Raw genomic sequence first — 26,495 nt, forward strand, 5'->3', positions numbered from 1 at the left:
CACGTAGTTTATAGTTGTGCTACTGCCAACAAACGAAAGATTAGAACCTTGCATGCCTCAGAGTTCTCCCCCAGAAGGACTGAAGCCGAGCCGCTGCATACCCAAGTTTCCGACTTTATGCGCACAAGAATTGCCACCGGACAATGGAGCCCTGGGACAAAGCTGCCCTCAGAGCCAACTCTTGCGATTGAGTTGGGTGTTGCGCGGGGAACCCTACGTCGTGCAGTAGATGATTTAACATCCGAAGGAATTTTGTCGCGAGTTCATGGGCGGGGAACTTTCGTCTCGAACCCTCCCATTGAAACCTCTATGACCACGGCCTTTGGAACGATCGCCGATGAGCTTAGGGAACAGAATATCGAATTCACAACGAGCACCATCTCGCATCGAGTCACCACGCTGAGCTCACAGGATTGGCTTAACCGCTTCAATCTCGAACGGCCTTTCCCTGCTTTACAGTTGCAGCGAGTCCGAAGCGATAAAAGGGGTCCCATTGCGTATCTTGAAAATACAGTACTCATTGGTGCCTCGGGAGTAGATCCACAGATTGCAGAATCTGATTTCGATAACATTGCTTTATTCGACAGAATTGAGCATCTACTCGGAAATAGGCTCGGAAAAGGTGAGCGTTTCTTATCGGCTGTTAACTCGAACGCTAGAATTGCTCAGTTGCTGAAGGTGCCGCAAAACACGGCACTACTTCACATGGAACAAAGGACTTACACTTCCACTGATCTAGAGCACCCCGTAGAATTTTCTACGGTTCACATCAATTCCTCCCGTATGCGCGTCCAAGCGTTTGTATCTCGATAAAAAGTTTAAATGGTGGAATAGAATTCTTATCCACTACCCCTACTTGGGTTGCCAAAGTCACACCATGATCTGTTCTGGAAACAACAGAAAAGTTAGCTAATTGTGCTTGGAACAGCCACACTATCCAGACGGCACCAGAGCATTAAACGTTTCGCTGCCAATTGCACGTCTTCGATGAGGAGGGAGCAAGGCGCTTGAGCTCCTCGCAGGCGCGATCCCGCACATCCTGCGGTGTCGGCGGGGCGGGCGGCGCAGGTACGGCCGGCGGTGCGGGGACGTCGACTGCCCCAAGCACATCCGCGGTGAGATCGCCCGGCGAGCCATAGGTATTAGCCGCCACGGTGTAGCCCGGACCAAAGGACGCGGTGGCGTGTACCTGGCGGTCATCTGACCACCCAAATTTCGTCCCTAGAATGCCGGGAATCTGCGCGGTGCCAAAGTCTTGGCGGTAGCCATCTGATGCAGCGGGTGCTGCCGTGGACATGCCCTTCATGATGGGAGCTGCGACCGGATCCGTGGAGATGGCGCCGAGGAAGCGGGCGAGGTCCTCCGTCGACGTCGTAGTCTGGCCCCAATATCCATTGTGATGGGTCTCCCCCAGCTGATATTCGCTAATAATGCCAGGGATAGCCTGGGGGTATGCGCGCTCTAGGTCGCTTGCGGTGCCGTCCTCAGAGAAACGGATCATATTCTCCACGCGGGCTTTGTCCTCCGGTGCACCGTATTTCAGCACCCACATGCCCAGGTACAGCTTGATTAGGGACACAGCGGGACGGGACTCGTGGCTATTAGGCGTGGACGCCACGTTGCCGTCGGCATAGCGGACGGTCATTTGCGTGCGTGGCGGGACTTTTCCTGGGTCAAAGGTAAGTGCCTGGGCAGCCGGCGCCGCGGCAAGAGTCGCGGTGAGGGTGAGCGCGAGGGCTCCAGTTTTTGTCAGCACGAAAACTGAGTCTAGACCTCATCGTGAGGTTTATCCCATGTCAACGAGGAGTACTCCCCCGATGATGAGCGCCACGCCGAGTCCTTTGAGCCACGTAAACGGTTCACGGAAGAGCGCAAAGGAGGCCAGTGCGGTGAGTGCGACACCGCAGGCAGTCCAGATTCCATACGCCACGCCTAGTGGCATACCGTCGCGCAAAGCCAGGGAGAGAAATACATACGAGGACACGTAGGCCACCACGACCCACACAATCCACGCCTTCTGGCCGTGCACAGCCAGCATGCGCAGGCCCAACGTGCCCGCCACTTCAATGAGGATAGCAAGAGCTAGCCAGGTCACGGCTGAACCTCCACGAGCTCGGGCTTCGGCTCACGGCCGCCCATCTCCACGCAGGCCACGCCAGCGATGATGCAGCCCATGCCCACCAGCATGAGGGGTGTGAGCTGCTCGCCGAAGAAAAGCGCGGACAATCCCGCAGTAAGGACCACGCCCGTAGCACCCCAGATTCCGTAGGCCGCGCCCACGTGCATGCCGCAGCGCAGCACCTGGTGCAGCGAGGAAAAGGCTGCAACGTATCCCAGCACTACCACGACGTATACCGCTGGGTGCGCTAGCGCGACCTTGAGGCAGAGCGTGGCGATGACCTCGCTGAGGATGGCGATGCCAAGAAACAACCAGGCGCGCATCACGTGTCCTTTCTTTTATGGGGCGTGCTTGCCGACGCCCCTCAGATCCTCCGCATCCAACCCACACTCCGCAAGGAGCACGCGGTCACCGTTGTGCGGAATCCTTTCCGCATCCCAGTGGTCGTGGGCGGCAGAGGTGTGGGCGCGGCCCGTACTGTTGACCACGCGCCACCAGGGCAGGTCTGCGCCCTTCGACATCACCCAGCCCACGTACCGCGCGCCCACGCCGACCACCTTGGCAATCTCACCGTAGGTGGACACGTTACCGGGCGGAATTCGGCACACGACGGCCCGCACGTCCTCGATACGCCCAGGTGTCGTCATGGTGACGTGTGCTCTCCGGTTAGAGCTCGATGGGCTCGTCGGGGGCGTCCTCGACTTCGCACAGGGTCAGGGTCGCACCGGTTGAATCGGCAATGAGGCACAGGCGGCCGAAGGGAGACTCATAGGGCTCACGAATCACCTCGCCACCATTATCAAGGGCGGCCCTGGCCGCCCGGTCGACATCCCGCACGCCCAGGTAGGTCTGCCAGAAGCTGGGCAGGCCTTCGGCCTTCCAGAAGCCGGCAAAGGCAGCGCCTTCCTCCTCCGCGAGCGCGTACTCTTCATCGCCGCGGATCTCCCAGTCAAAGAGCTCGCCGTAGAAGTCCAGGGCGGACCGGAAGTTCTCGGAAACGGCCAGCTCATGCCACACTGGGGTACCCGGCTCGCCGCCGGCCACGAAGCGGTCCAGCTCCGGCTGCACCAGCCCGAACACGGCGCCGGTGTTATCGAGGACGAGAGCCAAGGGCTCTCCCAAGGCCAAGATCTTTCCACCGAGCTGCTCCACTCGGGCGCAATCAGCTTCCAGATCACGGGAGAGGAAGTAGGTGGCCCAGGTGTCTTGGCCCGGGACTATCTCTGCGACGGGCAGGCCCTGGAGGCGGGCAATGCCATCCTCAAATTCCCAGCCCAACACCGCGGAGTAAAACTTCTCCGACGCCTTCACATCAGAGCTGGCCAAGGTAATCCCGTAGGGCATGCCTACTTCCGCTTCAAAAGCTGGCATTAGAGATTCCTCCACTTCTCCGGGTCGAAATCATCATCGGCGGTGGCTTCATCAAAGTAATCATCGTCCTCGTCCTCGGCGGCAACGCGGACGCAGGTGTCGGTGACGCAGATGACGTCGTCCAGCGCGAGCGTGGCCCCACGCTGCGTGACAACCTCACCGTTGACAGTGACCTGGCCCTGCTCGATGAGCTCTTTGGCCTCGCCGCCGGTGGCGACCAAGGAGGCCAGCTTGAGGAACTGGCCGAGCTTGATGGATTCTCCCCTAATTGAGACGTCTAGCATGCTGACCAGCATACCTAGCCGCCACCGTGGTTAAAGAGCAAGGACCCCGCGAATGCCCTCTGCCAAAATGATCACACCAAGCAGGGCGAACACCACGCCACTGAAGATGTCGACATTGGCTGAGTTCTTCGACATCCACTTCGACACCGCACGAGTGCACAGCGCGACGCCGACAAAAATCATGAGGCTTTCAACAATAAGCACGGAGCCCACTAGGGCGTTGGCGCCAAATCCCATGCCTGGGTCAATAAAATTGGCAAAGATAGCGCCGAAGAAAATGACCACCTTGGGGTTAGAGAGATCACTGACCAGGCCCATGCGGTACGCGGTTCCGAGTTTGATGATCCCGTCCGGGGTAAACCCGCGCGGCTGTGGAGCGCTCTTGTCGGTGCCCACCACGGTCGCGGGCGCCCGACGCTCCTTAATGCCACCGCTAATGGCAGAAAAAGCCATCCACAGCAAATAGCCACCACCAGCAACCTGCAGTGCTACGAGGATGACAGGATGCGCCGAAATCAGCGCGGTCAATCCCGCCAGCGAGGCCACCGTCCACACCACCAAGCCCGTGGTACTGCCGATGGCTGCCCACACTGCCGCGCGCGTGGACCGTGCGCCCAGCCGAATAATCTGCACCACATCCGGTCCCGGCGAGGCCATCGCCGCGAACCACACTCCCATCAAGGCCGCAAGGGCACCCAGTGCCATCTAACACCCCCAAAATCACATGCATTGCTACTAACGCATACCACTATAAGAGGCGTCTCACCTGCAGCGAAACAGGTACTTTAGCTTTGTGTGCGCGGCTTAATCGTCATGGTGTCAATGTTGACATGTTCCGGCAGGGACGCCACCCAGCGCACGGCCTCGGCGATATCCTCCGCGCTGAGGTTGAGTTCGCCGTCGTACACGGCATCAGCGCGCTCTTGGTCACCGCGGAAACGGTTGAGGGAGAACTCCTCCGTGGCTACGCGGCCTGGGTCGAGCTCGGTGACGCGCACCCCGTGTTCCTCGATGCGCAGCGCACGGGAAATCACGCGCACGCCGTGTTTCGCGGCGTTATAACCGGACCCGCCTTCGTATACATTCCAGCCGGCCACGGAACCCATGTTGATGATGAGCCCGGAGTTCTCAGGCGCGGCTTGAAGCCTGGGCAGGAGCGCCTGGATCATGCGCACGGTACCCAGCACATTGACCTCGTACATCCACTGCCAGTCCTCAACAGTGGTCTCCACCAGCGGCTCCAAGCCTTTCGCGCCGCCGGCGTTGTTGACCAGCAGGTCCACGCGGTCCAGGTGGGAGGCGAATTCCGCGACGGACTCGTCCGAGGTCACGTCCAGCACATAAGCCTCGCCACCGATGTCCTTGGCCAGGGCCTCTAGGCGCTCGATGCGGCGTGCGCCGACGACGACATGCCAGCCGTCGGCAGCCAATGCTCGTGCCGAGGCCTCCCCAATTCCTGACGATGCTCCCGTAACGACCGCGACGCGTGCTGTATCTGCCATGCGCTTTAGGATAGGGCTTCTTCCAGCTCCGCGCAGATATTTGTCACAATCTCTGCTTTAAAATCGGCCGGGGTGAAGGTGCCATCTGTCATGTCGGTATTGAGGGAAATATCGAGCTGGGTGCGCAGCTGCGTCATGGAGAAGTTCGCCATGATGAGGCGCCACGCCTCCACCGCACGGATTCCTCCGCTGAAGCTGTAGCCTACGTACGCAATCGGCTTGGCTACCCACTCGGCCCCCAAGGAATCAACGGCGTTCTTGAATGCTCCCGGCACAGAATGGTTGTACTCCGGGGTGACAAAGATATACGCGTCACAGGCATCAACCGCATCGGACCAGGCCTGCACCTTCTCGTCCTCGTAGTTTTTATTGGCCGCCATGGGGATAACAGATGAGGTGAGAATCGGTACATCGAAAGCCTTGAGGTCAATGAGCTCGTAGTCAACGTCGCGACCTTGGGCCAGGTCAGTGACCCATTGGGCGATGGCCAGCCCGGCGCGATCGTCACGGGTAGAGCCAAGAATGATGCCGATTTTTGCCATGGAACGAACCTTCTCTGTAGACGTATCAACTTTCTAAACCAAGCGTACGCCGATATGTCGATGCAATCGACACGTCACCGTGACATGTTTAAAACTTCGGAAAAAATCGACATGTCCGAAAAACTTGTCTATTCTTTTCTCATGGCAACTTATAATCCAGATATTCCCTACAACGATCTTCCTCCCCTCCCTCCCGCAGACGTTGTCGAAACCGTACCTGTGCTTAAGGCCATCATCGACGCCAAGGAAAAGCTCGCTGAGCTGAGAACAGCATGCCAACTTATCCCCAATCCGGAAATCATTACCTCAACGATTCCACTCCGTGAGGCCCGTGCCTCTTCTGAAATCGAAAACATTGTCACCACTAATGACGAACTGTTCCGTGCGGCATGGCACGTCGATGCCGAACCTTCTCCTGCGACTAAGGAGGCTCTTCGCTACAACTCCGCGTTGCATGCAGGCCTATCTTCGCTATCACAGCGTCCGTTATCAGAAAAGACAGCGAAAATTGTCTGTAGCACGCTCTTGGATACCCCGGCCGAGGTGCGTTCCCTACCGGGAACATTCATTGGCAACCCCGTGACTCAGCAGCGGCTCTACACGCCTCCCGAAGGCAGGGAGATTATCGAAGGTCACCTTGCGGCATGGGAGGACTATATCTATTCCAATCATGACGTGGATTCGCTAGTAAAAATGGCGCTCCTTCACTACCAGTTTGAGGCGATTCATCCCTTTTACGATGGCAATGGACGTACAGGACGGATCCTCAATGTCCTCCACCTCATCCAAGAGGAACTCCTTGAGCTTCCAGTCTTGTATCTGTCCGGTTATATCGTCGGCAACAAAGCCGCGTACTACCGCTACCTCAACGCCGTAACGGCCGATGGAGCATGGGAAGACTGGCTTCTCTTCATGATTCGTGGCGTACACGCAGCGGCTGACGACGCCTCCTCGATGATTACCCAACTCCGTGCCATCCAGGAGAACACCGCGCGCGAAATACGTGCCGCAGGTGTGATTGGCCAGCCTCTCGAAATGGCCGAACTGATTCTCATCAAACCCTACGTCCGTATCTCAGACGTGGTAGAGATGGGCGTCGTTAAACGCCAAACCGCGAGCACATGGTTGGCCCACCTAGTTGAGCTAGGCATTCTTGAAGAAATCCAACAGGGTCGCGGGAAGGTGTTCATTCACCGCGCCGCCCTTGATGTTCTCACCCGCGAGTAAGACGAGACAATAGGATTGTTGCCATGACTCACCCCAATGCAGGTTCCTTTGAACGCATGGCCAGCGGGACATGGTTCATGCCCGGCGTCAACGAGGAGGTCAGCGTCGAGCACCATCGCGGATTCCGGTTGGTCAAAGAACTCAACGAGCTGCAGAACACCGATCGCGACCGCGCGCACGACATCCTGCGCGCGCTGCTCTCCCCCGAGTCCGAAGTACCCGGCCTCCACACGCCGCTTAACCTGGAATACGGCCGCAACGTCACGGTCCTGCCTGGCGTCACCGTGGGCAAGAACTGCGTCGTAGGCGCAGGCTCACTGGTGACCCGCGACGTACCGGATAACTCGCTGGTCCTGGGCTCACCAGGGCGCGTGGTGCGCAAGCTGGAAGACAACGAAGATAGGTGGGAGCGCCAGGATCTCCATGTTTGATCTCGCCACCGTCGGCCGCGGCCTGCCCGTCCTGGAGACCATCGATTCGCTTCCTGCTGAGGGCCACGTTGTGGTCCAGGCCCCGCCGGGCACGGGTAAGACCACGCTCGTTCCGCCGGCCCTGGCCAACCAGGCGGCGGGCTGCGGCAAGGTTCTCGTCACCGCGCCGCGTCGCGTGGCGGTACGTGCGGCGGCCAACCGCCTTCAGGAGCTGTCCGGCCAGCGCATCGGCTATGCGGTACGCGGTGATTCCCGCAAGGGCCACGACGTCGAATTCGTCACGCCCGGCGTGCTCCTGCGCCGACTCTTACGTGATCCGGAGCTCGAAGGCGTGGCCGCCGTGGCTATCGACGAGGTCCACGAGCGCCAGCTCGATACCGACTTGGTCCTCGGGATGTGCCTCGAATTGGCCCAGCTCCGTGAGGATTTCCGCGTCATCGCCATGTCCGCGACTGTCGACGCCGCCCGCTTCTCCCAGCTCATGGGAGGCGCGCCGATTCATTCCACAGAGGCGGTGACCTATCCGCTCGACATCTCCTACCAACCACTCCCGGGCCGCGCGGCAGGCGACAGAGAATTCTATCGAGCCGTGGCGAACATCGCGGCCCAACAGCACGAGTCCACCCTGGTCTTCGTGCCCGGCGTGCGCGAGGTCAACCTCGTCTGTGAGGCACTGGCCGGCCATAACGTTTTCCCCCTCCACGGCCGCCAGACCACCCACGAGCAGGACGCCGCGCTCTACACCGCCGAGCAGCGCATCGTCGTGGCTACGTCCATCGCCGAGTCCTCGCTCACCGTGCCGGGCGTGCGCACCGTCATCGACGCCGGTCTTGCACGCGTGCCCAAGCGCGATGCGCAGCGCGGGATGAGTGGGTTGGTGACGGTGTCGACGTCGAAAAGCAGCGCCGATCAACGAGCCGGCCGCGCCGGCCGTGAGGCGCCGGGCGCCGTCATCCGCTGTTATTCACAGGATGACTACCAGCACTTTTCCCCGCACGTCACCCCGGAGATCCTCTCTGCGGACCTCACCCAGGCAGCACTCTTCATGGATTGTTGGGGCGCAGGCCCGGATTTCCCGCTCCTGGATCCCCCGCCCCACGCCGCGCTTGACGACGCCCACCGCACCCTCCGCTCCCTCAACGCCACCGAGGAGCTCGCACTGCTACCGACGCACCCGCGATGGGGAGCTTCCCTGCTCAAACATGGCTCCGGTGCCGCTGACACGATTGCGCGCCTCGATGATTCGGATCCCCAACGACTAGCCCGCCTCGTGCCCGACAAGGGCGCGGTGGACCCGGGCGTGGTCGTAGCCACCGCGTTCCCCGAGTTCGTGGCCAAGCGCGTGGACGAGAAAGAGTACCTGCTCGCGAGTGGCACCCGCGCCCGGGTCCTGGATTCCGCGAACGCAGGCCACGAGTGGCTCGCCGTCGCCGAGGTATCCCTGTCGAATGCCGGCAACGCCATCATCCGCGCGGCGGAGCCCATCGCGGAGAATGACGCCCTCGATATCGTCGGCGTTACCGAGGAGACCCGCGCCTTCCTTGAGGGCTCCAAGGTCCGCGGCGTTCGGGTGCGCGCGGCCGGCGCCATCGTGCTCTCCGAAACCCCAGTCAAGGTCTCCGGCGATGAGGCAGTGGAGGCCCTGCGCCACTCCGGCCAAGGTTTGAACCTGTTCCACTTCAGCGAGAAAGCCCAGAACCTGCGGGAACGTATGCGCCACCTGCGGGCAGCCTACGGCGATCCGTGGCCGGACGTCGAAAGTGCCAGCGCCAGCCTGGAGTGGCTCGAGCCAGAACTACGTGAGCTAGCAGAAGGCCACAAGCCGGACATGTACCCAGCGCTGCAACGCCTCCTGCCCTGGCCCGAGGCTAGCCGCCTCGAAGAGCTCGCACCAGAACGCTTGCCGGTGCCTTCCGGACGCGACGCGCGCATCGATTGGTCCGGCGAGCGCCCCGTGGTCTCCATCAAGTTGCAAGAATGCTTCGGCTTGGCCGAATCCCCCGAATACTGCGGCCACCGCGTACAGTTTCACCTGCTCTCCCCAGCCGGCCGCCCGCTCGCCGTCACCGATGACCTAGCGAGCTTCTGGGCTGGGCCTTATGCCGGCGTGCGCGCCGACATGCGCGGGCGCTATCCCAAGCACCCGTGGCCAGAAGATCCGTGGAACGCGGTGGCTACGGCGAAGACGAAGAACCGAATGTAGAAATCAGCCCCACTGCTGCCAAGACAGGTACACGCTCATCACCACGACGAGTGCGAGAAGCGCATAGCGGATGAGCTTTGCACCGCCGCCAAGCACTGTCCGCGCCCCAAGCTGCGCGCCGATAATATTGGCCACCGCGAGGACGAGGGCCAGCGCCCACACCACGTGGCCGCCCGCGATAAACACCACGAGGGCGCCGACGTTGGTACACGTGTTGACCACCTTCGCCATCGCCGCTGAGGTGAGGAAATTCTGGGAGAAGATGGCGGTAAACGCCATGATGAGGAACATGCCGGTGCCGGGTCCGAAAATGCCGTCGTAGAACGCGATAGCAGCCACAGCGCCCAGTGCTGCCCACGTGCGCCAGCCGCCGCGCAGGCCCTGGCCGTCACCGCTGCCAAAATCCGGGCGAAAGGCCACGAAGATACCAACGGCCACCATGAGCACGATGATGACCGGGCGCATGACGTCCTTGTCCATGAGTGCGGCTGCCACCGCGCCGAGGCCGGAGCACACGAGCGCGATGAGTCCCATGCGAATAAGCTCGCCTTTCGGTGGGCGCACCTTCTTTACTAGGGTAACGGCCGCCGACGCCGTTCCCGACACCGCCGCCACCTTGTTCGTTGCCAGCGCCGTCGCGGGTGCAAGCTGCGGAGCCACGGCCAGAATAAGCGGAATGAGCACGAGCCCGCCGCCGCCAATGACGGCGTCAACCCACCCGGCCACAGCAGCGCCAATGGTGAGAACGGCCCAACCGCTCAATCCAAAGTCCATGCCCACCATTAAACTCGATTGCATGTCAGTTCGTGCGAGGTGGGTCATCGTGGCCCCGGGGTCTGCAGCCCTCGGAGCACTGTTGAGCTACCTTCACGTACCCGCAGCCTGGATCCTCGGTGCCATCGTGGTCTCGGGAGCCATGGCCTTGACGACGGGCAAGGAACTCGCCGTCAATGACCGCTTCTACGCCATGGCCCGTGGCTTCATCGGAATGATGGCCGGTATTCCACTCACTTTGGTCCCCGCCTCCACGCTCATCGGCTTTGTGCCGGCTGCGGTGACGATGTCGTTGATCACCGTGCTCATCGGCATCAGCGGTGGCGTTCTGCTGCACCGCGCCCAGCCGAAGGATATTTCCTGGGAGACGGGTATCTTATCCATGCTGCCGGGTGGCGCCTCGCTCATGCCGGCACTGGCCAGCGAGCTGGGTGCGGACTACCGCTATGTGGCGCTGACCCAATACCTGCGCCTTCTCGCGGTCTCGGTCTCCTTGCCGCTAGTGGTCTCACTCCTGGACGCTCCCGCCGGCAACGGCGTCGACATGAGCATCGACGGCGAGACCACGTGGTGGATTGTGCTGCTGACCATCGCCATTGCGATTCTGGGTGAGCACCTAGGCAAACTCGCTCGCTTACCAGCTGCTGCGGTGTTGGGCCCGCTCATCCTCACCGTCATCGTGGCGCAATTCCTGCCCGCCGGCCACACCTTGGAGCCGCTCTACGTCTTCAAAATTATGGCTTTTATGTCCATCGGCTGGGTCTGCGGCGGCGGACTGTCCGTGCCAGCACTCACGTCCTTTGCCAAGCAGCTGCCCGCCACCATCCTCTTCATCGTCGTGGTCATCGGCGTGTGCGCGCTCACCGCCCTGCCACTCACCGCGTGGCTGGACATCACCTACTTCGAGGCCTACCTCGCCACTTCGCCCGGCGCGCTGGAGACCGTCCTCGCGCTCTCCGCGGAAGGCGGCGCCGGCCCCGCGGTCGTGGCCGTGCAGATCATCCGGCTCATCATCGTGCTCGTCATCGCCGGCTACCTGCCCCAGATCCTGGGGCTATTCCGCAAGCGCCGCTAGGGGAACCACCCACACCCCATCTGGGCGTTGGAAAGCCGGCCCACTCGGAATCACAACTATCAGCGCTGCTGGTGGCGAAGAGAGTTTAGCGGCTACGCGCTTTAGATGTGCCGCCGCAGCATCAACCTCGTTGTGAGAAAGCTTCGCTTCAAACCCTACCCACGAACCGTCTCGGAGCTCCACCACTGCATCAATTTCTTCGCGCCCCTTCATATCCCTCAAGTGGAATACTCCGCGCGCACGCAGCGCCTGCGCATAAACGCGCAGATCGTGGACAAGTTGCGCCTCGAAGAGAATGCCTAGAGTCTCTAAATCCCCAAGCAGTTTGTCTGGCCCCGTTCCCAACAAAGCAGCAGCCAAACCGGGATCGGCTAAGTGACGTTTCGGCATTTGAACCATGGACGTCTTCGAACGAGTACGTGGTGACCACGCCGGCTGGTCCTCAATGAGGAAGAGGCGCGTAGCAAAATCGTGAATGACGTTCACAGTTTCTGCGGCTGGCGTCGAAGTAGCGCTACTGAGTTCTCCAATGCGTTTGCGAATCGCAGCAGCAGTAGCCGGTTGGGCAACCAGTCCGGCATAAGCATGAAGGAACGACTGAAAACGGCGCGGATCGCGTCGTGGTCCGCCGAGTTCGGGATAGTCGTGCTCACTCATTTCTGTCAGATAGGACTCCATCCCTTCCTGCGCGTCGAGCGGATCAAGGTCAAAGAACTCCGGGAAACCACCAGCAACGATCCAACGGGAATAATCAGCCACGGTGGCATCTGTCCCAGCGGTGGGTTCTTGATTGCCCGCAATGATTGAGCCCAGTGAGACGTGCTCGGCACCAAGTCCTCGCTCTGCCAAGCTCAATGTTCGCAGTTGAATGGAACGAATCCGGCCCGCACCAGAATGCCGGGTAGCATCATCATCGGGCGTGGAGGAACCTGTGAGGAGAAACTGCCCTTTGTCCTGCGAGTCATCGACTGCATGGCGCACCTCATTCCAGATAGCTGGGACAACCTGCCACTCATCAATGAGCCGCGGCCGTGCGCCTTCAAGCCCCAATGCCGGTTGCATGCGCGCAAGGTTTGCCTCTGGGGAGTCTCGGTCAAGTTGGATAACAGACTTGGCAAATTGGCGTGCCGTAGAAGTTTTTCCACTCGCGCGGGGGCCTTTAAGAAAGAGGGCACCCGAAACACGGAGCCCTCGTTCGACTTCTGCATCAACGATTCGGGGCAGGTACATACCAAGTACCCTAGCCCGAAAAATGGACAAATCACAGAGTCACTAGTGGATAAATCCAAGAGTCAGGTGTGGATAAATCCAAGAGTCTGGTGCTCGACCTGGGGTTTTAATCCAGAATGGTCTCGCGCAGGATCGACATCGGCACCGAGCCCATCGCTAGGGCCTGGGAGTGGAAGTCACGGACCTCCATGCCCTGCTCCACGGCAGCGTCGCGAGTCTGCTGCCACAGGCGCTGACCCAGCGCGTAAGACGGGGCTTGGCCCGGCCAGCCCAGGTAGCGAGTGACCTCAAAGGAGAGGTTGGCATCATCCATCGCGGTGTTCTCACGCATAAAGGTCTTGACATGGGACTTGTCCCAGACGCCGGACGCGGTGCAATCCGGCAGCGCCTTGCCCAGGTGGAGTCCGATGTCCACGACGACACGGGCGGCGCGGAAGCGTTGGGCGTCGAGAAGCCCCATGCGGAAACCCGGATCATCCATGTAGCCCAGCTCCGCCATGAGCGCCTCCGCATACAGAGCCCAGCCTTCGCCGTGGCCGGAGTTCCACGTCACTGCACGGCGCCACAGGTTCAGGTCCGGCTGGGTCAGCGCGGCACCAATCTGCAGGTGGTGGCCCGGCGCACCTTCATGGTGGACGGTCGTCAGCTCCTGCCAGGTGTGGAACAGCTCCTGACCCGCGGGCACGGACCACCACATGCGGCCCGGGCGGGAGAAGTCATCGGAGGGCGAGGTGTAGAAGATGCCGCCGGTACCGGCCGGATCGATGCAGCACTCGATCTCACGCACTGCCTCCGGGATGTCGAAGGCAGTGCCGTTGAGGTCCTTGATTACGCGGTCCGCGGTGGACTGCATCCATTCCACTAGGGCGTCGGTGCCGTGCAGCTGGTAGCGCTCCTCTTCGTTGAGCTTGCGCATCGCCGCGCGGACTGTCACGTCCGAACCGTACAGCTGGTGGGCAATCTTCTCCTGCTCTGCCTTGATGGAGCGCACCTGTTCCAGGCCCCACTCATAAGCCTCGTCGAGGTCCACCGCATCGCCGACGAAGAGCTTGGAGAAGCGCTCGTAGCGCTCACGGCCCACCGCATCCTGCGACGGGGCCTGCGGCTGCAGCTCGTTGGAGAGCCAGTCGGCGAACTCGCCGAAAGCTTCTTTGGCTTTCATGACCTCAGCAGAATCGGCGTCGAGGCCGAGGTCCTCGAGCATGGAGCCGGCGTCGGCAAGCCGCTCGCTCTGCACGAACACTTCCGAAATCTGACGCTGCGGAGCCACCATGCCTCGCGACGCCGCCTCGATCAGGGACTCCTTGTAGCCGCTTAACGACGCCGGCACCTTCGACAAACGCGAGCGCAACATGTCCAGCTGCTCAGGCGTTTCGCGCGGCATGAGCATGAGCGTGTCGCGGATGGTCTGCACTGGGGAGGCAATGTTGTTGAGGCAGCGGATGTCCTCGCCAGCATGGTGGAGGTCAAGATCCAGGCAGAGACGATCGCGCAAGACCTCAGCAGTAACGTAATCCACCTCGTCGAAGTCATCGTCATCATCAGACTCATCGGTGGTGTCATCGAGTGCATCGAGGTCCGCCAGCATCTCACGCGTACGGTCCGCTACGGCAGAGTAGTACTCAGGTGAGAAATCCTCGAGCTCCCCATCGAAGCCCGGGATGCCCCACGCGGTGGCATTGGTAGGTGTGAGCTGCGCGAGGTCGTGAACGAAGTTATCGCACGACGCGTCCAGCAACGACGGCTGGCGCTCTGCGTTCTGGTCAAAACTCATAAGGGCGAAGTCTAACGAAAAACCTCCCGGTTCGGCCAACCCAGCGGCGGCTTTGTGCCAGGTTGTTAGCTAATTGTTGCCCCACTTGCTGCCGGGATTGCTCCAGGCCCCGAAAGCCTCCAATACAGCGACCGGCGTGGACTCCACCACCAGGGCATCAAGGAAACGCTGTTGGACAAAGCCCTCCTGCACCATTGCGGAGTACATGTGCACGAAAGGCTGCCAAAAGCCCTGCACATCCACCAGGCCCACAGGCCCCTCGATGTTGCCGAGCTGCTGCATGGTGAGGACCTCCGTGAGCTCCTCGAGCGTGCCCACCCCACCCGGCAGGCACACGAAGGCATCCGCGAGCTCCTCCATCCGCGACTTGCGCTGCGCCATAGTGTCCACGACCTCGAGCTGCGTGATGTTTTGATGAGAGAGCTCGACATCAACGAGCTGTTGCGGGATGACCCCAATGACGTGACCGCCGGCCGCCAGGCAGGCATCCGCGACGATGCCCATAAGACCAACGTCACCGCCGCCGTAGACCAAGGTGAGTCCGCGACGTGCAAGCTCCTCCCCCAAGTGGCGCGCAGCCTGCGCATAAGCCTCAGAACGTCCGGCGGCTGAGCCGCAATACACAGCAACAGAATCCATGGGTTTCACTCTATCGCAGCCCGGCTCCTAGACCATGATGTCTACTGGAAGCTAATTTCTATTAGACAATGCGGTCTGTTGAATTTATACTTGACGCCATGATCAAGTCTGGCCCCGTGTTCACCCGCCCTCGAACCCCTGCGGCGAAGTGCCTCCACATCATCCGACTCAACCCCGTTGTAACCCGCAGTGAGCTGGTGGAAGCCACCGGGCTTTCCCAGCCCACCATCACCCGTGCCACCGCTGCGCTGCTGGGTGCCGGACTGATCCGTGAACGCACCGACCTCACGCAGTCCCGCGGCCGTGGCAGGCCTACCGTTCCGTTGGAGGTCGCGGATAATGACTGGATGCTGGCCGGCATCGCGGTGGGTACCGCATTCACGCGCATCGCTTTCTTCGACACCAAGGGCCGTACGCTCTGCGAGGAAGATGTGGCAACGCCCGTGTTCCGTTTGAGTGAGGGCGACGTTATCGAGCACATCATCGCGGGCATGAACCGTCTCATGACAGGCCTCGACCGCCGCTTGGTCTCCGTGGGTGTGACCACGTCCGGCAGTGTGGACGAATCCGGCCGCGTGACGGCGCACAACCTGGGCTGGGACCGCATGGATATTGCTAGCCGCCTGCAGTACCAGTTCGGTGTTCCGGTTGTTGTCTCCTCCGTTATCCCCGCCATCCTCGGCTCGGAGACTCAGTCCACGGAGCTTGGCGCGGAGAAGCCCGTCATGGCGCTCTACGCGGATGACTCTGTGGGCGCGGCGCTCACCGTGGGCGATGAGATTACTTCGCTGGAGCTCACCGCCCCGGATTCCCTGGCCACACAGGCCGTGTTGACGGCGGTAGGTGCGGAGTCCCTTCCGGATGCAGTGCAGGACCCGTCTGCGCGTGCGCTTCTCGACGACCGCGCCCGCTCCCTCGGCACCATCGCCGCCTCCCTCGTGGCTGAGCACGCACCGGACACCCTCGTCGTAGCAGGAGGCGCGTTCTCCGACGACCCGGCCGCTCCGAAGCTCTTTGCGTCTACCGTGCGGCAGAACACCGACCAGGCGTTGGAGCTGCGTATGGTTCCGTCGCCCTCCGAGATTGTCCGCGCCTGCACCCGCGCTGTGGCCCTCGACCCGTTGTTGCGCGTACCGCTTGAGCTGGGCCGCGAGGCAAAGGCCGCCTAAAGTTTTTTCTCTCCGGTTGCGGGGTTTCCTGGGGTGTTTTAGTGTTCTGAGTCATGGGGGATTTAGAGACCTATTTCTCCTACCGCAACTCGGGGATCACGTTGGTGGAGCAAGCGGTAGGAGGCGAGAAACGTTTACGCGCACTCGGCGCTTCGCTAGCTGATGCCACCGAACTAGCACGCCTGAACCACATTTACTTCGGCACCACGAAATTCACGGGTAAACAACGCCAAGCCCGTAGCCGAGCCGCCGAACAAGGCCATGATCTGGCCACACTCAGCCTCATTGAGTCCTACACCAAGAAGCTAAAAAATCAGCTGCACGCGTGGAACTTGCGTGTAAAACTTGCCGGCACGCCCGCCCACAGCATCCCCGCCGTGGCAGCCAAGCGCTTAAAAGAACTCAAGCCTAAACGCGTGCCGAAACCTGGGGTGCGCATGACCTACCGCTCGGAAGGCCCGCACTCACTCACCATTACCGATGACCCCATGACCGTCACCGAAATGCGCGGCGTTCTAGAATCTCTCAACCAGAACAACCTGCTGGAGGCAGCCAAGCACGTCTTCTTCAACAAGTCCCACGGCGGAACCAAACCCGCCGTATTCACCAGCGTGGTCGTAACCTTAGACAAGCTCGACAAGATTATCTCCGGCGACGGTGATGACATCGTCCTGGAGCTCACCAACGGTGCCCGTATGACCGGCACGCAGTTTTTGAACTATAAGTTTGCTGAGATCGGCTACGTCACCCTCATCCACCCCACCATCGGGCCGGTATGGCTGCACCGCATGAAACGCCTAGCCGGGTTCGAGCAGCGCATCATGGCCAGTGCCGAGCACCCGACCTGCGCCAGGAAAGGCTGTAACAAACCGGCTGATAATGCCCACGTGCATCACCTGGTGCCGTGGAACCTGACTTAGGCCACTTTAGTGCGGAAGTTCGCGGCCGGTGATTGCTTGGATGGTGGCGGTGATATCGGGCGGGAGTGGTATGGCGGCGTGGATGGTTTCGCCACCAATGTTGAGTTCAAAGCTGCGGTATTTCTTGAGTGTTCTCACCAGGCGTTTGATGGATTGACCACTGCGGGTCTCCATCAGGTGGGCCACGGCTAGTGCTGCCATCACAATATTGAGATGTGCTGTGATCGAGTCTTGTTTCCTGGCGTAGATTGGGCGTGCTTTCAGGTCTGATTTCGACATCCGAAACGATTTCTCAATGTTAAATAGCCTGCGGTAATGCCCGATAACCTCACTAGCGTCAAGAGCGGTCAGGTCGGTTTCATAACCTTTAATTCCGGCTAGGGCTCGGTGTTTGGCAGCAAGAGCGTAGTTGACCTTCTTGTTCGGGGCGGAAAGATCGATATAGCGGTTACGCTTGATAGCGATATCGCCGTCAACAGCGCGTTTAGCTTTTGCAACTTGCTCTTTGATTCCGCGCAGGCTGCGCCTAGCCCGATCGTGAGAGTACTGGTAATGCGTCACCGTATTCGGGGTTGTGTGTTTGCGCCCATCGCTTGCCGAGGCTTGTGTCCAGATCTGGCCGTGGGTGTAGTCTTCACCGGGGTTTTCCCGCCGCCAGGTTTCAATCACCTCAGGCACGGTGGGGGTTTTCACCGACAAAATGTAGTGCAGACCTGCATCTATCAATGCTTGTTTGTTCGCCGCGGAGAACATGCCTGCATCAGCAACGACGGTGACCTCGTCGAGCTGGTAGGCCTCTTGGAACCGTGTGATCATCGGCAGCATCGTGTGGGTTTCTGCAGAGTTGCCAGCAAACGCGCCCACATGCAATGGAAACCCAGTGGCATCAGTAAGCAGCCCGACAAGGATTTGTGGCTCTACACGGCGCTCTTTGGAAAACCCGGGTTTGCGAAGCTCATCAGGAGTATCGGTTTCAAAGTACAAGGTGGTCACGTCGTACAAGATGAAAGTACCTGGCCCGATACCTGCATGATGGGCCAACGCTTGGGTTAGTATCTCTCCGAACGATTCGGTGGCGAAGGAGGAAAGACGCCTCTGGATGGTGCGGTAGCTTGCGCTGGTGATGCCAACCTCGGCAAGAGTCTCGATGGAATCCAGCTTTGAGCCAGGATTAATCAACCGGGCACGCACCAGATCGCGAAACACCGGATCATCACCGCTTGCTGCAGCAAGACCTAACTCGTTGAAACACGCATCAATACAGTCCAGTAAGTATCCGGCCCGCTGACCGACTACCGGCAGCGGGTTGGAAACGCTGCCTGTTGCCGGTGCGATGTGTTTCACCTCGCCGAAGTCCAATGCCAGTTGGTCACCATCGACGATGCGTTGAGCTTCAGCTCTTAAAAGTGCAAGCTCAGACTCTGAATGCGCTGAGCCGACATGCTTCATCCTTTTCGCACCTTTGCGTTCAGAGAACACCACCTGCACCGCCATCGCCCCAGAAGCGGTCTTGACAGTGCGAATATAAGGACTCACAAAAATCAGACTACTGAACACCCCCGGCACTACCCACTTAGTGCGGAAAAATTCCTACCCACCGACGAAAACCAACAGGTTACAGTGTCAAGAGTGACGTTACTCACCCACCCATGACCTAAGTCAGGGTGGAAAGCAGGCGGGACTACCGACCCGCCGAATCTGACCATGTTGTGTGCCTATCACAACGGCGTCAATGATGACGACCCGGAGAAACCCACCGGGGCCGGCTACGTCTTCCGATTACGCGGAGAGGTGGACTACATCCCGCCCTGGGGAGAACCAATCACTGCCCAGGCGGCTTACCAACAAGCCCAGAACAACCTCCCCCGGCCAGGCTAAACCCCAACACCACACCGCCCACGCGGACGCCCACCACCGGGCCTCCGCGGCGTTGGCGATCCCAGAACTAAAAGCGGACCGAATCGATTCCCGTGAATAGTTGAGCGTGAAGGCCCACGCGCTGCGCGCCCTCAACGAAATCGAGGCGGTCGTCGAAGAAATGGGTGTCCTTGGCTTGGGCGCCGAGGGCATCGACAGCCACGTGATAGGCCTCCGGGTCGGGCTTCGCCACGCCGATATCGCAGCTCAACGTCACGGCGGCACACTCTTCCAACCAAGGCTGCGACGCGCGGACCTTCGCCCCCAACGCCGCGGGAACGTTGGAGAGGATACCAACGCTGTGGCCCTCCCCGATGAACCGCAAGACAAGGTTCACCATCTCTTCGTCGGCCTCCAGCAGGTGCTCCGTATCTAGCTCCACCGCCTGGGAGACATCGAAAGGCGCAAGATCCGTCAGGGCACGAATGCGGCCCCAATACTGCGAATCACTCAGGTGCCCGGCATCATAGGCTGGGCGAAACTCCTCATAGGTGGACCAAAAGTGATCCGGGTTGACCGGGCGGACGTACTCTTCAAGCTCAGCGTGCCCGGCGGGCGTGGCTGAGCGCATGAGCACGCCGTACAGATCGAAGAGCAGAGTGGCCATGCGCCCAGTGTAGCCACACCGCCACCGCACCAGTCAGCGTGCCAACGATGAAGAGCGGCAGCGAGACACTCACGCGGCCCCACGGCAGCGCGCCGAGGGTGGAGATTGCCCCCACCAAGAACAATCCTCCGACGCTAAACAGAGAGCGGCTCAGCGCGGTCGACGCCGCCGCGGCACATACCAACAGGGCCACGCCGAGGAACGGGCCCAACATCAGTGCCAACGCAAAGAAGAAGGTCCCGAGCGCCACGTTCGTTGCCGCCAGCCAGATACCACCCACCAGTGCCATTGCCAGCCCGGCGAGGGCACCGCCTAGAAGCATCAGCCGCGTGTTAGTCATACAAGAAATTCTCCCATCAACCGCGAGGGCTGTGGGAGAATTCGTTCAAACTATATGGCTTCGTTACCGTTCTGCCAGCGAGCTATCGATGCGCAGGAGGCCGGAGCCATCGTTGCCGACCAGCTTCAGCTGGTCGATAACCTCAGACACGCTGGCCTCTTCCTCCACCTGTTCATCGAGGAACCAGTTGATGAGGGGGCGGGAATCGAGATCGCCAGCGGCATCCGCGGTGCGGGCAATCTCCCGGATCTGCTCCGAGACCTTCTGCTCATGCGCGAGGGAGGCCTCGAAGGCATCGAGCGGGGTGGCTGCCTTGACGGAGCCCACCTGGATATCCTCCAGCTCGACGCGGTAGCCACGGTCCAGCAGGTGCTCAGCAAACTTCTGCGCGTGCTCGCGCTCTTCCTCTGCCTGCTTGAAGAACCAATCGCGCATGCCCGGGAAGGACAGATTGTCCATCTCGTAGGCCAGCTGAGTGTAAACCAGGGCCGCGCCGTGCTCGTTGTTGACCTGGGCGTTTAGGAGCGTTTGCAGTTTCTCATCCATGAGAGTCATTCCTTTCGTGCGTTTTGTGTTACCCACAATACAGAAAAACTCCGCCCGCGCCAGCAAGGTAAGCTTTAGCAAATTCGCAAGTCATAACAGTTTTTGGGACAGCTTTACCTAAGCTGCGCCAGCTATTTCCGCAGCCCCTGGCTGAGACGGCGGTAGCGTTGCTCATTCGCCACATCCAGCCCACGGAAGGACACCGTGACCCCGCGCGCAGCGTATTTGCTCTCCACGGAGTCGAGTACCGCCACGGTCGAGGCATCCCAAATATCGGCCCGACTGAAGTCCACGATGACCTCCTTCACCGGCAGGGTGTAATCAAAGGCGTAGACCAGATCGTTGGAAGAGGCGAAGAAGAGCTGGCCGCGCACGGTGTAGACGTTGCCCTCCAGCTCCACCGACACTAGGTGCGCCACGCGGCGCGCAAAGGCCACCGTGGCGGTGAGGACGCCGAGGATGACACCGACGGCCAAGTTATCCGTGGCCAAGGTCCCGATCACCGTCACGAGCATGACGACGGTCTCACTCAACGGCATGCGGCGCAGAGTGCGCACCGAGTGCCAATCCACCGTGTGGAAGGACACCATGAACATGACCGCCACGAGCGCGGCCATAGGAATACGCCCCACCGTATCGCCCAGCACGAGCATGAGGATGAGGAGAAAGACGCCGGCGAGGAACGTCGACAAGCGCGTGCGTGCCTGGGATTCCTTGACGTTGATCATGGTCTGCCCAATCATCGCGCACACGCCCATGCCGCCGATCGCGGCCGCCAGCATATTGCCGATGCCCTGGCCCACGGATTCGCGGGTTTTATCGGAGTGGGTATCCGTGAGGTCGTCGACAAGCTTGGCGGTGAGCAGGGACTCCATGAGTCCCACCAGCGCCACGCCGAGGGCGTAAGGCAGACACAGCATGAGCGTGTCCATCGTCCACGGCACGTCCGGGATAATGAACCCAGGCAGCGACGTAGGCAGCTCGCCCTGGTCCGCCACGTCGGGCACGTCCCAGCCGAACGCCACGGTGAGCACGCTGACCACGAGAATCGCCACGAGCGGGGCGGGCACGGCCGTCGTCACCCGCGGCCACAGCACCATGATGACCAGGCCCAGCGCCACGAGCACATAGACCAGCCACGGCACATTCCACAGGTGGGACAGCTGCGCGGTAAACATGAGGATGCCCAGGGCGTTGACGAATCCCAGCATGACGCTGCGTGGAATGAAACGCATGAGCTTAGCGACGCCCAGCAGCGCCATCACCACCTGCAGAATTCCCGCCATCCAGATGGTGACGAGGACGTAGTGCAGGCCATGCTCATGTGCCAGGGGCGCGATGACCACGGCGACGGATCCCGCCGCGGCCGAGACCATGGCGGGGCGGCCACCGGTGATTGCGATCGACATCGCCATGATGACGGAGGCGAATAGGCCCACCTTGGGGTCAAGGCCGGCGAGGATGGAGAAACTTAAGACTTCCGGAATCAGGGCTAGCGCAACAGCAAGCCCGCCAAACACTTCCTTGCGGAAGCGGGCGGGCGAGGTGAAGGCCGCGCGGAAAGTTCCGGCGGAGGCTTCTGGCATTAATGACCTTCCTTGTAAGAGCCATCGCGCGTGATGACCGGAAGGACGGACCAGGCGAAGTTAATCCACTGGTCGGTCTTCTTCCAGGAAAAGTCCGGCTCGAAGATGGTGGTGGGCTTGGTGTAAATAACGGCGGACTTGACCTCGGAGGCCGTTTGCTCCAGGAGGTTGACCACAAGGTCGAGGGTCTTGCCGGAGTCAGCCACGTCATCGACGACGAGAACCTTCTTGTCCTTGAGCGAGTCCGTATCCAGCTGCGGGTTGAGCAGGATGGGCTCTGGGAGGGTTTCACCGATATCGGTGTAAAACTCCACGTTGATCGCGCCCATTTCCTTCACGCCAATGGCGTAACCGATGGCTCCGGCCGGGATGAGGCCACCACGGGCAACGCCAACGATGAGGTCCGGAAACCAGCCCGAATCCACAATCTCCTGGGACAGGTAGCGGCTAGCCTCGCCGAAGACCTCCCACGTTAGGTTTTCGCGTTCCGGGTTCCACCATTCCGGGGTGCTCATTGTCTAGGTCTCCTTCGCCAGATTTTGTATTTCCCTCAGTTTAATCATCTACCTCAGCGGAACGGAACCTCCGCTACCGTTCGGCGCAACTTGCGGGTGCGCAGGCGTTCCGGATTCTCTGCCAAAGCCTCCACCGCGCGCACCGCGCACATCACGTGCGCCTCCTTGGAATTGGAGTAAAAGGCCTGCGCTTGGGCAGGAAGCTTGGGTACTGCATGCAAAGGCAGATCGGACACGGATAGCAACGTGCCGTACGGGATGCGGTAGCGGTAGCCATTAGCAGCCAGCGTGCAGGATTCCATGTCCACGGCCACGGCGGTGGAGTGGCGCAGCCACTCCCACAAATCGCGGGAGGTGCGCCATTCCCAGTTGCGGTCATCGGTGGAGAGCACCGTTCCGGTGCGCATGAGCGAATTATCTTCGCCGTACACTTCCTCCACCGAGGCTTCCAGCATGCGCTGGATCTCCGGGATGGCGGGAATCGGGTTGCCGGCCGCAACGGTGCCGTCGAGGATATGGTCCTCGCGCTGGTAGGCGTTGCCCAGGATGAGGTCACCAATGCGCATGCGGCCATCGAGGCCCGCGCAATGACCAATCATGATCCACGCCTCCGGGCGCAGCACCGCCAAGCAGTCCGTAATGGTCTTGGCGTTCGAGGGGCCTACGCCGATATTGATCATCGTGATGCCATCGCCACCCGCCGTGATGAGGTCGAAGCGGGGCATCTGGAAGCGCGAGGTGAGGGTGAGCTCGTCGACGTCGAGAAGCACGGCGTCATTAGGATGAATCGTCTCACCTGTCGGCAACACCAGCGCCGTGTAGCGCGAATCCTCCCGCGCCAGCTCCCGCAGGCCAAATTTGACGAACTCCGTGGTGTGCATGGCGTAGTTGGTGAACAGTATGTACTTCTGGACCGAATTCACCTCGATGCCCGTGTAGTGCTCAATGCGGGCGCATGCAATGTCGAAGCGCTGCGGGCCGAAGTGGAAAAGCGGCTTCTCCTTGCCGTGGAAAGCCTTCCACGCGCCGTCGACAATGCCATCGTGCACCGCATCCAAAGTGGGCCGGGGAATCTCTCCACGATTCTCAGGCAAGGGGCCGGCACCCCGGATGTACTCCGGCGGGATGCGCTCATCCGACTGGCCCACGTAGATATCACACGGATAATTGCTGGTCAGCCTGGTGAGCTGCTCTAGTAGGTAGCCGCGGATGAGCCACGGTTTGGAAATAACCGCCGAGTAGCGCCCCTCCTGGTCCACGTAACCGAAGGGCTCGGAACGGTCGATGGGGCTCCATTGACGGACCTGCACGATGATCTTGGGGTAGACCACATGGCGGTAGGCGTCATGGTCCCCGGAGGCCAGCGCTTCGCGCGCCAGTTCGCAGGAGCTTTCATAGAGCTCGCAGAGGCGGTTGACCGCCTCGGTGACGGAGTGGGCATGCTGCAGGTCGGTCATGCCGGCCAGTCTAGTTGGGATACTCCATCTTGGAGGCCTCACCGGCTTCGCGCACGATGTCCAAGGACTCGCGGAACTCCACGAGGTCCACTCCGGACTTGCGGTACTCGTTGAGGATAGTCTCCGGGATGCACACGGCGCGTGGCTTCAGGTCAATGCCCTTCTGAGTGATGGTGACCTTACCGTCCTCGACGGTGGCGAGGCCGGATTCCTCCAATCCCTTCACCAAGCCCTCAAAGGTTCCGGACTCTGGCTGGAGGCGCTTCTCCATGGCTTCCAGGGTCACCGGCTCCTCGCTGTCCCACAGGATCATAAGCATGAGGTACTGCTGGTAGGTGATTCCCAGCTCCTCGAGCAACGGGGCATAAGAACGGATCACCGAACGCGCAGCTCGGTACAGCGAAAAGCACAGCTGGTCTTCAAGATGGAGAGACATGACAGCGAGGATACCCTAATGATTTTTCTTTGCACGACGGCCGCGGCAATCAAACGGTCGGCGTTGATGCCGCCGTTGGCGGTAGTGCACACGGCGTAAACTGTGGCGCCATGTCCACTCCCCCGCTTCCCCTCGGTGCCCGATTGCGTACCCGCGGCGTGTGTGAAGACGACTGGTCCGCGCGCCCCACGGCCGAACGACCCTGGCCTGTCATCCTCATCCACGGAACGTGTGACACCAAAGGCGTGTGGCAGGTCCTCGCCGGTCTGTTGCGTGAGAACGGCTGGGCGGTCTTTGCCCCGGATTATGGCAACCGCGCCACCGGCCCGATTCAGGAATCGACACGTCAGCTGGATGCGTACATCGACGCCGTCCTGACCGTCACCGGGGCAGAACAGGCCATCCTCGTGGGCCATTCTCAGGGCGGGCTACTTGCGCGGTATTGGATGCGGATGCACGATCGTGCGGATCGCGTCCACCACCTGGTGTGTATTAGCTCCCCGAATCACGGGACGACGCAGGGAGGAATCGCCAGTCCCCTTTTCCGCAGCGAGCGCCAAGAAGACGTGGTGCGCTCGCTTATCGACGGCTGGTTTGGCCCCGCCGGCATGCAACAAGTCGCCGGCAGCGACATTGTCGAGGCCACGAACCGCGGCAGCGAGGTCGAAGACGATGTGAGCTACACGTGCATCGCCACGCGATCCGACGCCGTCGTCGTCCCTCCCACCACGTGCTTCCTCAACGGCCAGAAGGTGCGCAACATCTTTATCCAAGACATCGACCGCCGCGCCCTCATTCGGCACGAGGACATGCCCATGGATAAACGGGTGTGCCAGTTGATTTCTGATGACCTCGATCAGCTCGCCGAAGCTAGAGCTTCGGCGAGCTAACGGGCCAGACGGAGCGTTTAAAGGTCGAGGGCGTCGAGAAGCGCATCGAAGGCCGGGCCCACCTGGGTGCGCCACAGGGTATCCACGCGGTCGTCAGCGCGACCGGGCCCACCATTGATGGTGGCCACGCGCTTGCCCTGCTTCTGCGCCTCGAGCACGAAACGGAAGCCACTCATCACTGCCAGTGAGGACCCAGCAACCAGTAGAGACTCGGCGGCCGCCACCATCTCATACGCTGCGTCCTTCTTCGCCGTAGGCACGGGTTCGCCGAAGTACACCACGTCCGGCTTGAGCCGCGGCGAGCCGCAGCGCACACAGCCGGGCATGCGGAACTCCGCGACCGCTTCCTGGCTCAACGCCACGTCGCCATCCGGGTTCACATCCGCCGTGTCCACCACCCAGCGCTCGAGAAATCCCGGGTTGGCCGCGGCCGCGCGGGCATCATAATCCGCTCGCTTTTCCTCGTACTCGCAGCTCAAGCACACCACGTGCTGCATATCGCCGTGCAGGGCAATGAGGTTGCGCTGACCTGCCTCCTCGTGAAGGCCATCAACGTTCTGGGTCACCACACCCGTCAGCAGCCCGGCGCGCTCAAGTTCCACCAGCGCGTAGTGCGTGCGGTTGGGACGTGCGGCCTGCATGACGCGCCAGCCAACGAAGGCGCGGGCCCAATAACGGTGGGAGGCGTCAGGATCATGGAGAAACTCCTGGTACGTCATGGGCCGGTGGCGGCTGAGCGAGCCTTTCGGCCCGCGGTAGTCCGGCACGCCGGATTCCGTTGAGACGCCCGCGCCCGTGAGGACCATGACGTTGCCGTTGCGGAGTTGGCGGGAGACGTCGGCAAGCGCCTGCTCCGGTGGCGTGGGTGACGCGATTTCCGTGACGACGCGCGAAATCGAGCGCAGCGCGGACTGGTGGGCGTGGGCGACGGCGGGATCCAT

Annotated in this window: 30 protein-coding genes and 1 pseudogene; 9 read left to right on the forward strand and 22 right to left on the reverse strand. The window is 61.0% G+C overall.

Annotated features, from left to right (window positions below; all coding sequences use genetic code 11):
* The first annotated feature begins 48 nt into the window (after positions 1 to 48).
* Entirely contained in the window at positions 49 to 813 is a 765-nt protein-coding gene (locus tag I6J72_RS10985; RefSeq protein WP_255562229.1) for a GntR family transcriptional regulator, read from the forward strand.
* Between the two features lie 142 nt (positions 814 to 955).
* Here I6J72_RS10985 and I6J72_RS10990 read toward each other — a convergent pair whose 3' ends face one another.
* From I6J72_RS10990 to I6J72_RS11030, 9 genes are all read right to left on the reverse strand, one after another.
* The gene (locus tag I6J72_RS10990; RefSeq protein ID WP_204099202.1) at positions 956 to 1,756 is read right to left on the reverse strand and encodes a hypothetical protein; all 801 of its coding nucleotides are present in this window, start codon (positions 1,754 to 1,756) and stop codon (positions 956 to 958) included.
* 30 nt (positions 1,757 to 1,786) lie between these two features.
* A complete protein-coding gene (locus tag I6J72_RS10995) occupies positions 1,787 to 2,038 on the reverse strand; it encodes an SMR family transporter (protein ID WP_239107608.1) in 252 nt (83 codons plus the stop codon).
* 53 nt (positions 2,039 to 2,091) lie between these two features.
* Complete coding sequence (locus tag I6J72_RS11000; protein ID WP_115020948.1) at positions 2,092 to 2,442, reverse strand: multidrug efflux SMR transporter; 351 nt, start codon at positions 2,440 to 2,442, stop codon at positions 2,092 to 2,094.
* A gap of 15 nt (positions 2,443 to 2,457) precedes the next feature.
* Positions 2,458 to 2,766, reverse strand: a complete 309-nt coding sequence (locus I6J72_RS11005) for an MGMT family protein (protein WP_115020947.1) — start codon at positions 2,764 to 2,766, stop codon at positions 2,458 to 2,460.
* 19 nt (positions 2,767 to 2,785) lie between these two features.
* Positions 2,786 to 3,490 (reverse strand): VOC family protein, encoded by a 705-nt coding sequence (locus I6J72_RS11010; RefSeq protein ID WP_115020946.1) that lies wholly within the window; start codon positions 3,488 to 3,490, stop codon positions 2,786 to 2,788.
* Positions 3,490 to 3,774 carry an RNA-binding S4 domain-containing protein gene (locus I6J72_RS11015; RefSeq protein WP_204099203.1) on the reverse strand — a complete coding sequence of 95 codons (285 nt, stop codon included), beginning with the start codon at positions 3,772 to 3,774 and terminating at the stop codon, positions 3,490 to 3,492. The genes I6J72_RS11010 and I6J72_RS11015 overlap by 1 nt, the downstream gene beginning before the upstream one ends.
* 30 nt (positions 3,775 to 3,804) lie before the next feature.
* Positions 3,805 to 4,479, reverse strand: a complete 675-nt coding sequence (locus I6J72_RS11020) for a LysE family translocator (protein ID WP_204099204.1) — start codon at positions 4,477 to 4,479, stop codon at positions 3,805 to 3,807.
* Between the two features lie 80 nt (positions 4,480 to 4,559).
* Positions 4,560 to 5,276 carry an SDR family oxidoreductase gene (locus I6J72_RS11025; protein WP_204099205.1) on the reverse strand — a complete coding sequence of 239 codons (717 nt, stop codon included), beginning with the start codon at positions 5,274 to 5,276 and terminating at the stop codon, positions 4,560 to 4,562.
* A gap of 5 nt (positions 5,277 to 5,281) precedes the next feature.
* On the reverse strand, positions 5,282 to 5,818 hold the full coding sequence (locus I6J72_RS11030; protein ID WP_115020943.1) for an NADPH-dependent FMN reductase: 537 nt from the start codon (positions 5,816 to 5,818) through the stop codon (positions 5,282 to 5,284).
* Positions 5,819 to 5,902: 84 nt separating this feature from the next.
* On the opposite strand from I6J72_RS11030, the gene I6J72_RS11035 reads away from it, so the two are divergent.
* The 3 genes from I6J72_RS11035 to I6J72_RS11045 are packed head-to-tail and all read left to right on the forward strand — an operon-like array spanning position 5,903 to position 9,679.
* Positions 5,903 to 7,045 (forward strand): Fic family protein, encoded by a 1,143-nt coding sequence (locus I6J72_RS11035; RefSeq protein WP_204100511.1) that lies wholly within the window; start codon positions 5,903 to 5,905, stop codon positions 7,043 to 7,045.
* A 23-nt stretch (positions 7,046 to 7,068) separates the two neighbouring features.
* On the forward strand, positions 7,069 to 7,476 hold the full coding sequence (locus I6J72_RS11040) for a maltose acetyltransferase domain-containing protein (RefSeq protein ID WP_239107344.1): 408 nt from the start codon (positions 7,069 to 7,071) through the stop codon (positions 7,474 to 7,476).
* Positions 7,469 to 9,679: an ATP-dependent RNA helicase gene (locus I6J72_RS11045; protein WP_204099206.1), complete on the forward strand. Its 2,211-nt coding sequence runs from the start codon at positions 7,469 to 7,471 to the stop codon at positions 9,677 to 9,679. Before I6J72_RS11040 ends, I6J72_RS11045 begins: the two co-directional genes overlap by 8 nt.
* 3 nt (positions 9,680 to 9,682) lie before the next feature.
* Here I6J72_RS11045 and I6J72_RS11050 read toward each other — a convergent pair whose 3' ends face one another.
* Positions 9,683 to 10,453, reverse strand: coding sequence for a TSUP family transporter (locus tag I6J72_RS11050; protein ID WP_204099207.1), 771 nt, complete (start codon positions 10,451 to 10,453; stop codon positions 9,683 to 9,685).
* Between the two features lie 22 nt (positions 10,454 to 10,475).
* Between I6J72_RS11050 and I6J72_RS11055 the strand changes: the two genes are divergently transcribed.
* Positions 10,476 to 11,528 carry an AbrB family transcriptional regulator gene (locus I6J72_RS11055; RefSeq protein WP_239107346.1) on the forward strand — a complete coding sequence of 351 codons (1,053 nt, stop codon included), beginning with the start codon at positions 10,476 to 10,478 and terminating at the stop codon, positions 11,526 to 11,528.
* Here I6J72_RS11055 and I6J72_RS11060 read toward each other — a convergent pair.
* From I6J72_RS11060 to I6J72_RS11070, 3 genes are all read right to left on the reverse strand, one after another.
* On the reverse strand, positions 11,508 to 12,758 hold the full coding sequence (locus tag I6J72_RS11060) for an ATP-binding protein (protein WP_204099209.1): 1,251 nt from the start codon (positions 12,756 to 12,758) through the stop codon (positions 11,508 to 11,510). The two genes, I6J72_RS11055 and I6J72_RS11060, sit on opposite strands and share 21 nt — an antisense overlap.
* 106 nt (positions 12,759 to 12,864) lie before the next feature.
* Positions 12,865 to 14,532 carry a DUF885 domain-containing protein gene (locus tag I6J72_RS11065; protein ID WP_204099210.1) on the reverse strand — a complete coding sequence of 556 codons (1,668 nt, stop codon included), beginning with the start codon at positions 14,530 to 14,532 and terminating at the stop codon, positions 12,865 to 12,867.
* A 69-nt stretch (positions 14,533 to 14,601) separates the two neighbouring features.
* Positions 14,602 to 15,171 (reverse strand): TIGR00730 family Rossman fold protein, encoded by a 570-nt coding sequence (locus I6J72_RS11070; protein ID WP_115020936.1) that lies wholly within the window; start codon positions 15,169 to 15,171, stop codon positions 14,602 to 14,604.
* A gap of 98 nt (positions 15,172 to 15,269) precedes the next feature.
* Between I6J72_RS11070 and I6J72_RS11075 the strand changes: the two genes are divergently transcribed.
* Positions 15,270 to 16,340, forward strand: a complete 1,071-nt coding sequence (locus I6J72_RS11075; RefSeq protein WP_204099211.1) for an ROK family protein — start codon at positions 15,270 to 15,272, stop codon at positions 16,338 to 16,340.
* Positions 16,341 to 16,393: 53 nt separating this feature from the next.
* Positions 16,394 to 17,260: an HNH endonuclease gene (locus tag I6J72_RS11080; protein WP_239107348.1), complete on the forward strand. Its 867-nt coding sequence runs from the start codon at positions 16,394 to 16,396 to the stop codon at positions 17,258 to 17,260.
* 6 nt (positions 17,261 to 17,266) lie between these two features.
* Here I6J72_RS11080 and I6J72_RS11085 read toward each other — a convergent pair whose 3' ends face one another.
* Entirely contained in the window at positions 17,267 to 18,748 is a 1,482-nt protein-coding gene (locus I6J72_RS11085) for an IS1634 family transposase (RefSeq protein ID WP_204100505.1), read from the reverse strand.
* 177 nt (positions 18,749 to 18,925) lie between these two features.
* Here I6J72_RS11085 and I6J72_RS11090 point away from each other — a divergent pair.
* Positions 18,926 to 19,138, forward strand: a pseudogene (locus I6J72_RS11090) (HNH endonuclease); the annotation flags it as partial.
* A 67-nt stretch (positions 19,139 to 19,205) separates the two neighbouring features.
* Here I6J72_RS11090 and I6J72_RS11095 read toward each other — a convergent pair.
* From I6J72_RS11095 to I6J72_RS11125, 7 genes are all read right to left on the reverse strand, one after another.
* Complete coding sequence (locus I6J72_RS11095) at positions 19,206 to 19,784, reverse strand: HAD-IA family hydrolase (RefSeq protein ID WP_204099212.1); 579 nt, start codon at positions 19,782 to 19,784, stop codon at positions 19,206 to 19,208.
* The gene (locus I6J72_RS11100; protein WP_039673047.1) at positions 19,717 to 20,124 is read right to left on the reverse strand and encodes a hypothetical protein; all 408 of its coding nucleotides are present in this window, start codon (positions 20,122 to 20,124) and stop codon (positions 19,717 to 19,719) included. The genes I6J72_RS11095 and I6J72_RS11100 overlap by 68 nt, the downstream gene beginning before the upstream one ends.
* A gap of 63 nt (positions 20,125 to 20,187) precedes the next feature.
* Positions 20,188 to 20,670: a ferritin gene (locus tag I6J72_RS11105; protein ID WP_204099213.1), complete on the reverse strand. Its 483-nt coding sequence runs from the start codon at positions 20,668 to 20,670 to the stop codon at positions 20,188 to 20,190.
* A gap of 131 nt (positions 20,671 to 20,801) precedes the next feature.
* The gene (locus I6J72_RS11110; protein WP_204099214.1) at positions 20,802 to 22,256 is read right to left on the reverse strand and encodes a SulP family inorganic anion transporter; all 1,455 of its coding nucleotides are present in this window, start codon (positions 22,254 to 22,256) and stop codon (positions 20,802 to 20,804) included.
* Positions 22,256 to 22,771, reverse strand: coding sequence for a phosphoribosyltransferase (locus tag I6J72_RS11115; protein WP_039673041.1), 516 nt, complete (start codon positions 22,769 to 22,771; stop codon positions 22,256 to 22,258). The genes I6J72_RS11110 and I6J72_RS11115 overlap by 1 nt, the downstream gene beginning before the upstream one ends.
* A gap of 53 nt (positions 22,772 to 22,824) precedes the next feature.
* Entirely contained in the window at positions 22,825 to 24,228 is a 1,404-nt protein-coding gene (amn, locus tag I6J72_RS11120) for an AMP nucleosidase (RefSeq protein WP_204099215.1), read from the reverse strand.
* 10 nt (positions 24,229 to 24,238) lie between these two features.
* Complete coding sequence (locus I6J72_RS11125; RefSeq protein ID WP_204099216.1) at positions 24,239 to 24,664, reverse strand: MarR family winged helix-turn-helix transcriptional regulator; 426 nt, start codon at positions 24,662 to 24,664, stop codon at positions 24,239 to 24,241.
* Between the two features lie 110 nt (positions 24,665 to 24,774).
* Between I6J72_RS11125 and I6J72_RS11130 the strand changes: the two genes are divergently transcribed.
* The gene (locus I6J72_RS11130; protein ID WP_204099217.1) at positions 24,775 to 25,554 is read left to right on the forward strand and encodes a triacylglycerol lipase; all 780 of its coding nucleotides are present in this window, start codon (positions 24,775 to 24,777) and stop codon (positions 25,552 to 25,554) included.
* Positions 25,555 to 25,571: 17 nt separating this feature from the next.
* Here the strand turns inward: I6J72_RS11130 and I6J72_RS11135 are convergent, their stop codons facing one another.
* Complete coding sequence (locus tag I6J72_RS11135; protein WP_204099218.1) at positions 25,572 to 26,495, reverse strand: Sir2 family NAD-dependent protein deacetylase; 924 nt, start codon at positions 26,493 to 26,495, stop codon at positions 25,572 to 25,574.

Source organism: Corynebacterium sp. FDAARGOS 1242 (assembly GCF_016889985.1).
Taxonomy (GTDB): Bacteria; Actinomycetota; Actinomycetes; order Mycobacteriales; family Mycobacteriaceae; genus Corynebacterium; species Corynebacterium minutissimum_B.

Bases quoted from the DNA above. Each gene is read 5' to 3' on its own strand.
- I6J72_RS11000 (WP_115020948.1), bottom strand. From the start codon at position 2,442: ATGCGCGCCTGGTTGTTTCTTGGCATCGCCATCCTCAGCGAGGTCATC.
- I6J72_RS11100 (WP_039673047.1), bottom strand. From the start codon at position 20,124: ATGACTAACACGCGGCTGATGCTTCTAGGCGGTGCCCTCGCCGGGCTG.
- I6J72_RS11110 (WP_204099214.1), bottom strand. From the start codon at position 22,256: ATGCCAGAAGCCTCCGCCGGAACTTTCCGCGCGGCCTTCACCTCGCCC.
- amn (WP_204099215.1), bottom strand. From the start codon at position 24,228: ATGACCGACCTGCAGCATGCCCACTCCGTCACCGAGGCGGTCAACCGC.
- I6J72_RS11005 (WP_115020947.1), bottom strand. From the start codon at position 2,766: ATGACGACACCTGGGCGTATCGAGGACGTGCGGGCCGTCGTGTGCCGA.
- I6J72_RS11125 (WP_204099216.1), bottom strand. From the start codon at position 24,664: ATGTCTCTCCATCTTGAAGACCAGCTGTGCTTTTCGCTGTACCGAGCT.
- I6J72_RS11020 (WP_204099204.1), bottom strand. From the start codon at position 4,479: ATGGCACTGGGTGCCCTTGCGGCCTTGATGGGAGTGTGGTTCGCGGCG.
- I6J72_RS11075 (WP_204099211.1), top strand. From the start codon at position 15,270: ATGATCAAGTCTGGCCCCGTGTTCACCCGCCCTCGAACCCCTGCGGCG.
- I6J72_RS11055 (WP_239107346.1), top strand. From the start codon at position 10,476: ATGTCAGTTCGTGCGAGGTGGGTCATCGTGGCCCCGGGGTCTGCAGCC.
- I6J72_RS11135 (WP_204099218.1), bottom strand. From the start codon at position 26,495: ATGGATCCCGCCGTCGCCCACGCCCACCAGTCCGCGCTGCGCTCGATT.
- I6J72_RS11035 (WP_204100511.1), top strand. From the start codon at position 5,903: ATGTTTAAAACTTCGGAAAAAATCGACATGTCCGAAAAACTTGTCTAT.
- I6J72_RS11115 (WP_039673041.1), bottom strand. From the start codon at position 22,771: ATGAGCACCCCGGAATGGTGGAACCCGGAACGCGAAAACCTAACGTGG.
- I6J72_RS11130 (WP_204099217.1), top strand. From the start codon at position 24,775: ATGTCCACTCCCCCGCTTCCCCTCGGTGCCCGATTGCGTACCCGCGGC.
- I6J72_RS11050 (WP_204099207.1), bottom strand. From the start codon at position 10,453: ATGGACTTTGGATTGAGCGGTTGGGCCGTTCTCACCATTGGCGCTGCT.
- I6J72_RS11105 (WP_204099213.1), bottom strand. From the start codon at position 20,670: ATGGATGAGAAACTGCAAACGCTCCTAAACGCCCAGGTCAACAACGAG.
- I6J72_RS11010 (WP_115020946.1), bottom strand. From the start codon at position 3,490: ATGCCAGCTTTTGAAGCGGAAGTAGGCATGCCCTACGGGATTACCTTG.
- I6J72_RS11065 (WP_204099210.1), bottom strand. From the start codon at position 14,532: ATGAGTTTTGACCAGAACGCAGAGCGCCAGCCGTCGTTGCTGGACGCG.
- I6J72_RS10995 (WP_239107608.1), bottom strand. From the start codon at position 2,038: ATGCTGGCTGTGCACGGCCAGAAGGCGTGGATTGTGTGGGTCGTGGTG.
- I6J72_RS11045 (WP_204099206.1), top strand. From the start codon at position 7,469: ATGTTTGATCTCGCCACCGTCGGCCGCGGCCTGCCCGTCCTGGAGACC.
- I6J72_RS11060 (WP_204099209.1), bottom strand. From the start codon at position 12,758: ATGTACCTGCCCCGAATCGTTGATGCAGAAGTCGAACGAGGGCTCCGT.
- I6J72_RS11025 (WP_204099205.1), bottom strand. From the start codon at position 5,276: ATGGCAGATACAGCACGCGTCGCGGTCGTTACGGGAGCATCGTCAGGA.
- I6J72_RS11070 (WP_115020936.1), bottom strand. From the start codon at position 15,171: ATGGATTCTGTTGCTGTGTATTGCGGCTCAGCCGCCGGACGTTCTGAG.
- I6J72_RS11015 (WP_204099203.1), bottom strand. From the start codon at position 3,774: ATGCTAGACGTCTCAATTAGGGGAGAATCCATCAAGCTCGGCCAGTTC.
- I6J72_RS11040 (WP_239107344.1), top strand. From the start codon at position 7,069: ATGACTCACCCCAATGCAGGTTCCTTTGAACGCATGGCCAGCGGGACA.
- I6J72_RS11030 (WP_115020943.1), bottom strand. From the start codon at position 5,818: ATGGCAAAAATCGGCATCATTCTTGGCTCTACCCGTGACGATCGCGCC.
- I6J72_RS11095 (WP_204099212.1), bottom strand. From the start codon at position 19,784: ATGGCCACTCTGCTCTTCGATCTGTACGGCGTGCTCATGCGCTCAGCC.
- I6J72_RS11080 (WP_239107348.1), top strand. From the start codon at position 16,394: ATGGGGGATTTAGAGACCTATTTCTCCTACCGCAACTCGGGGATCACG.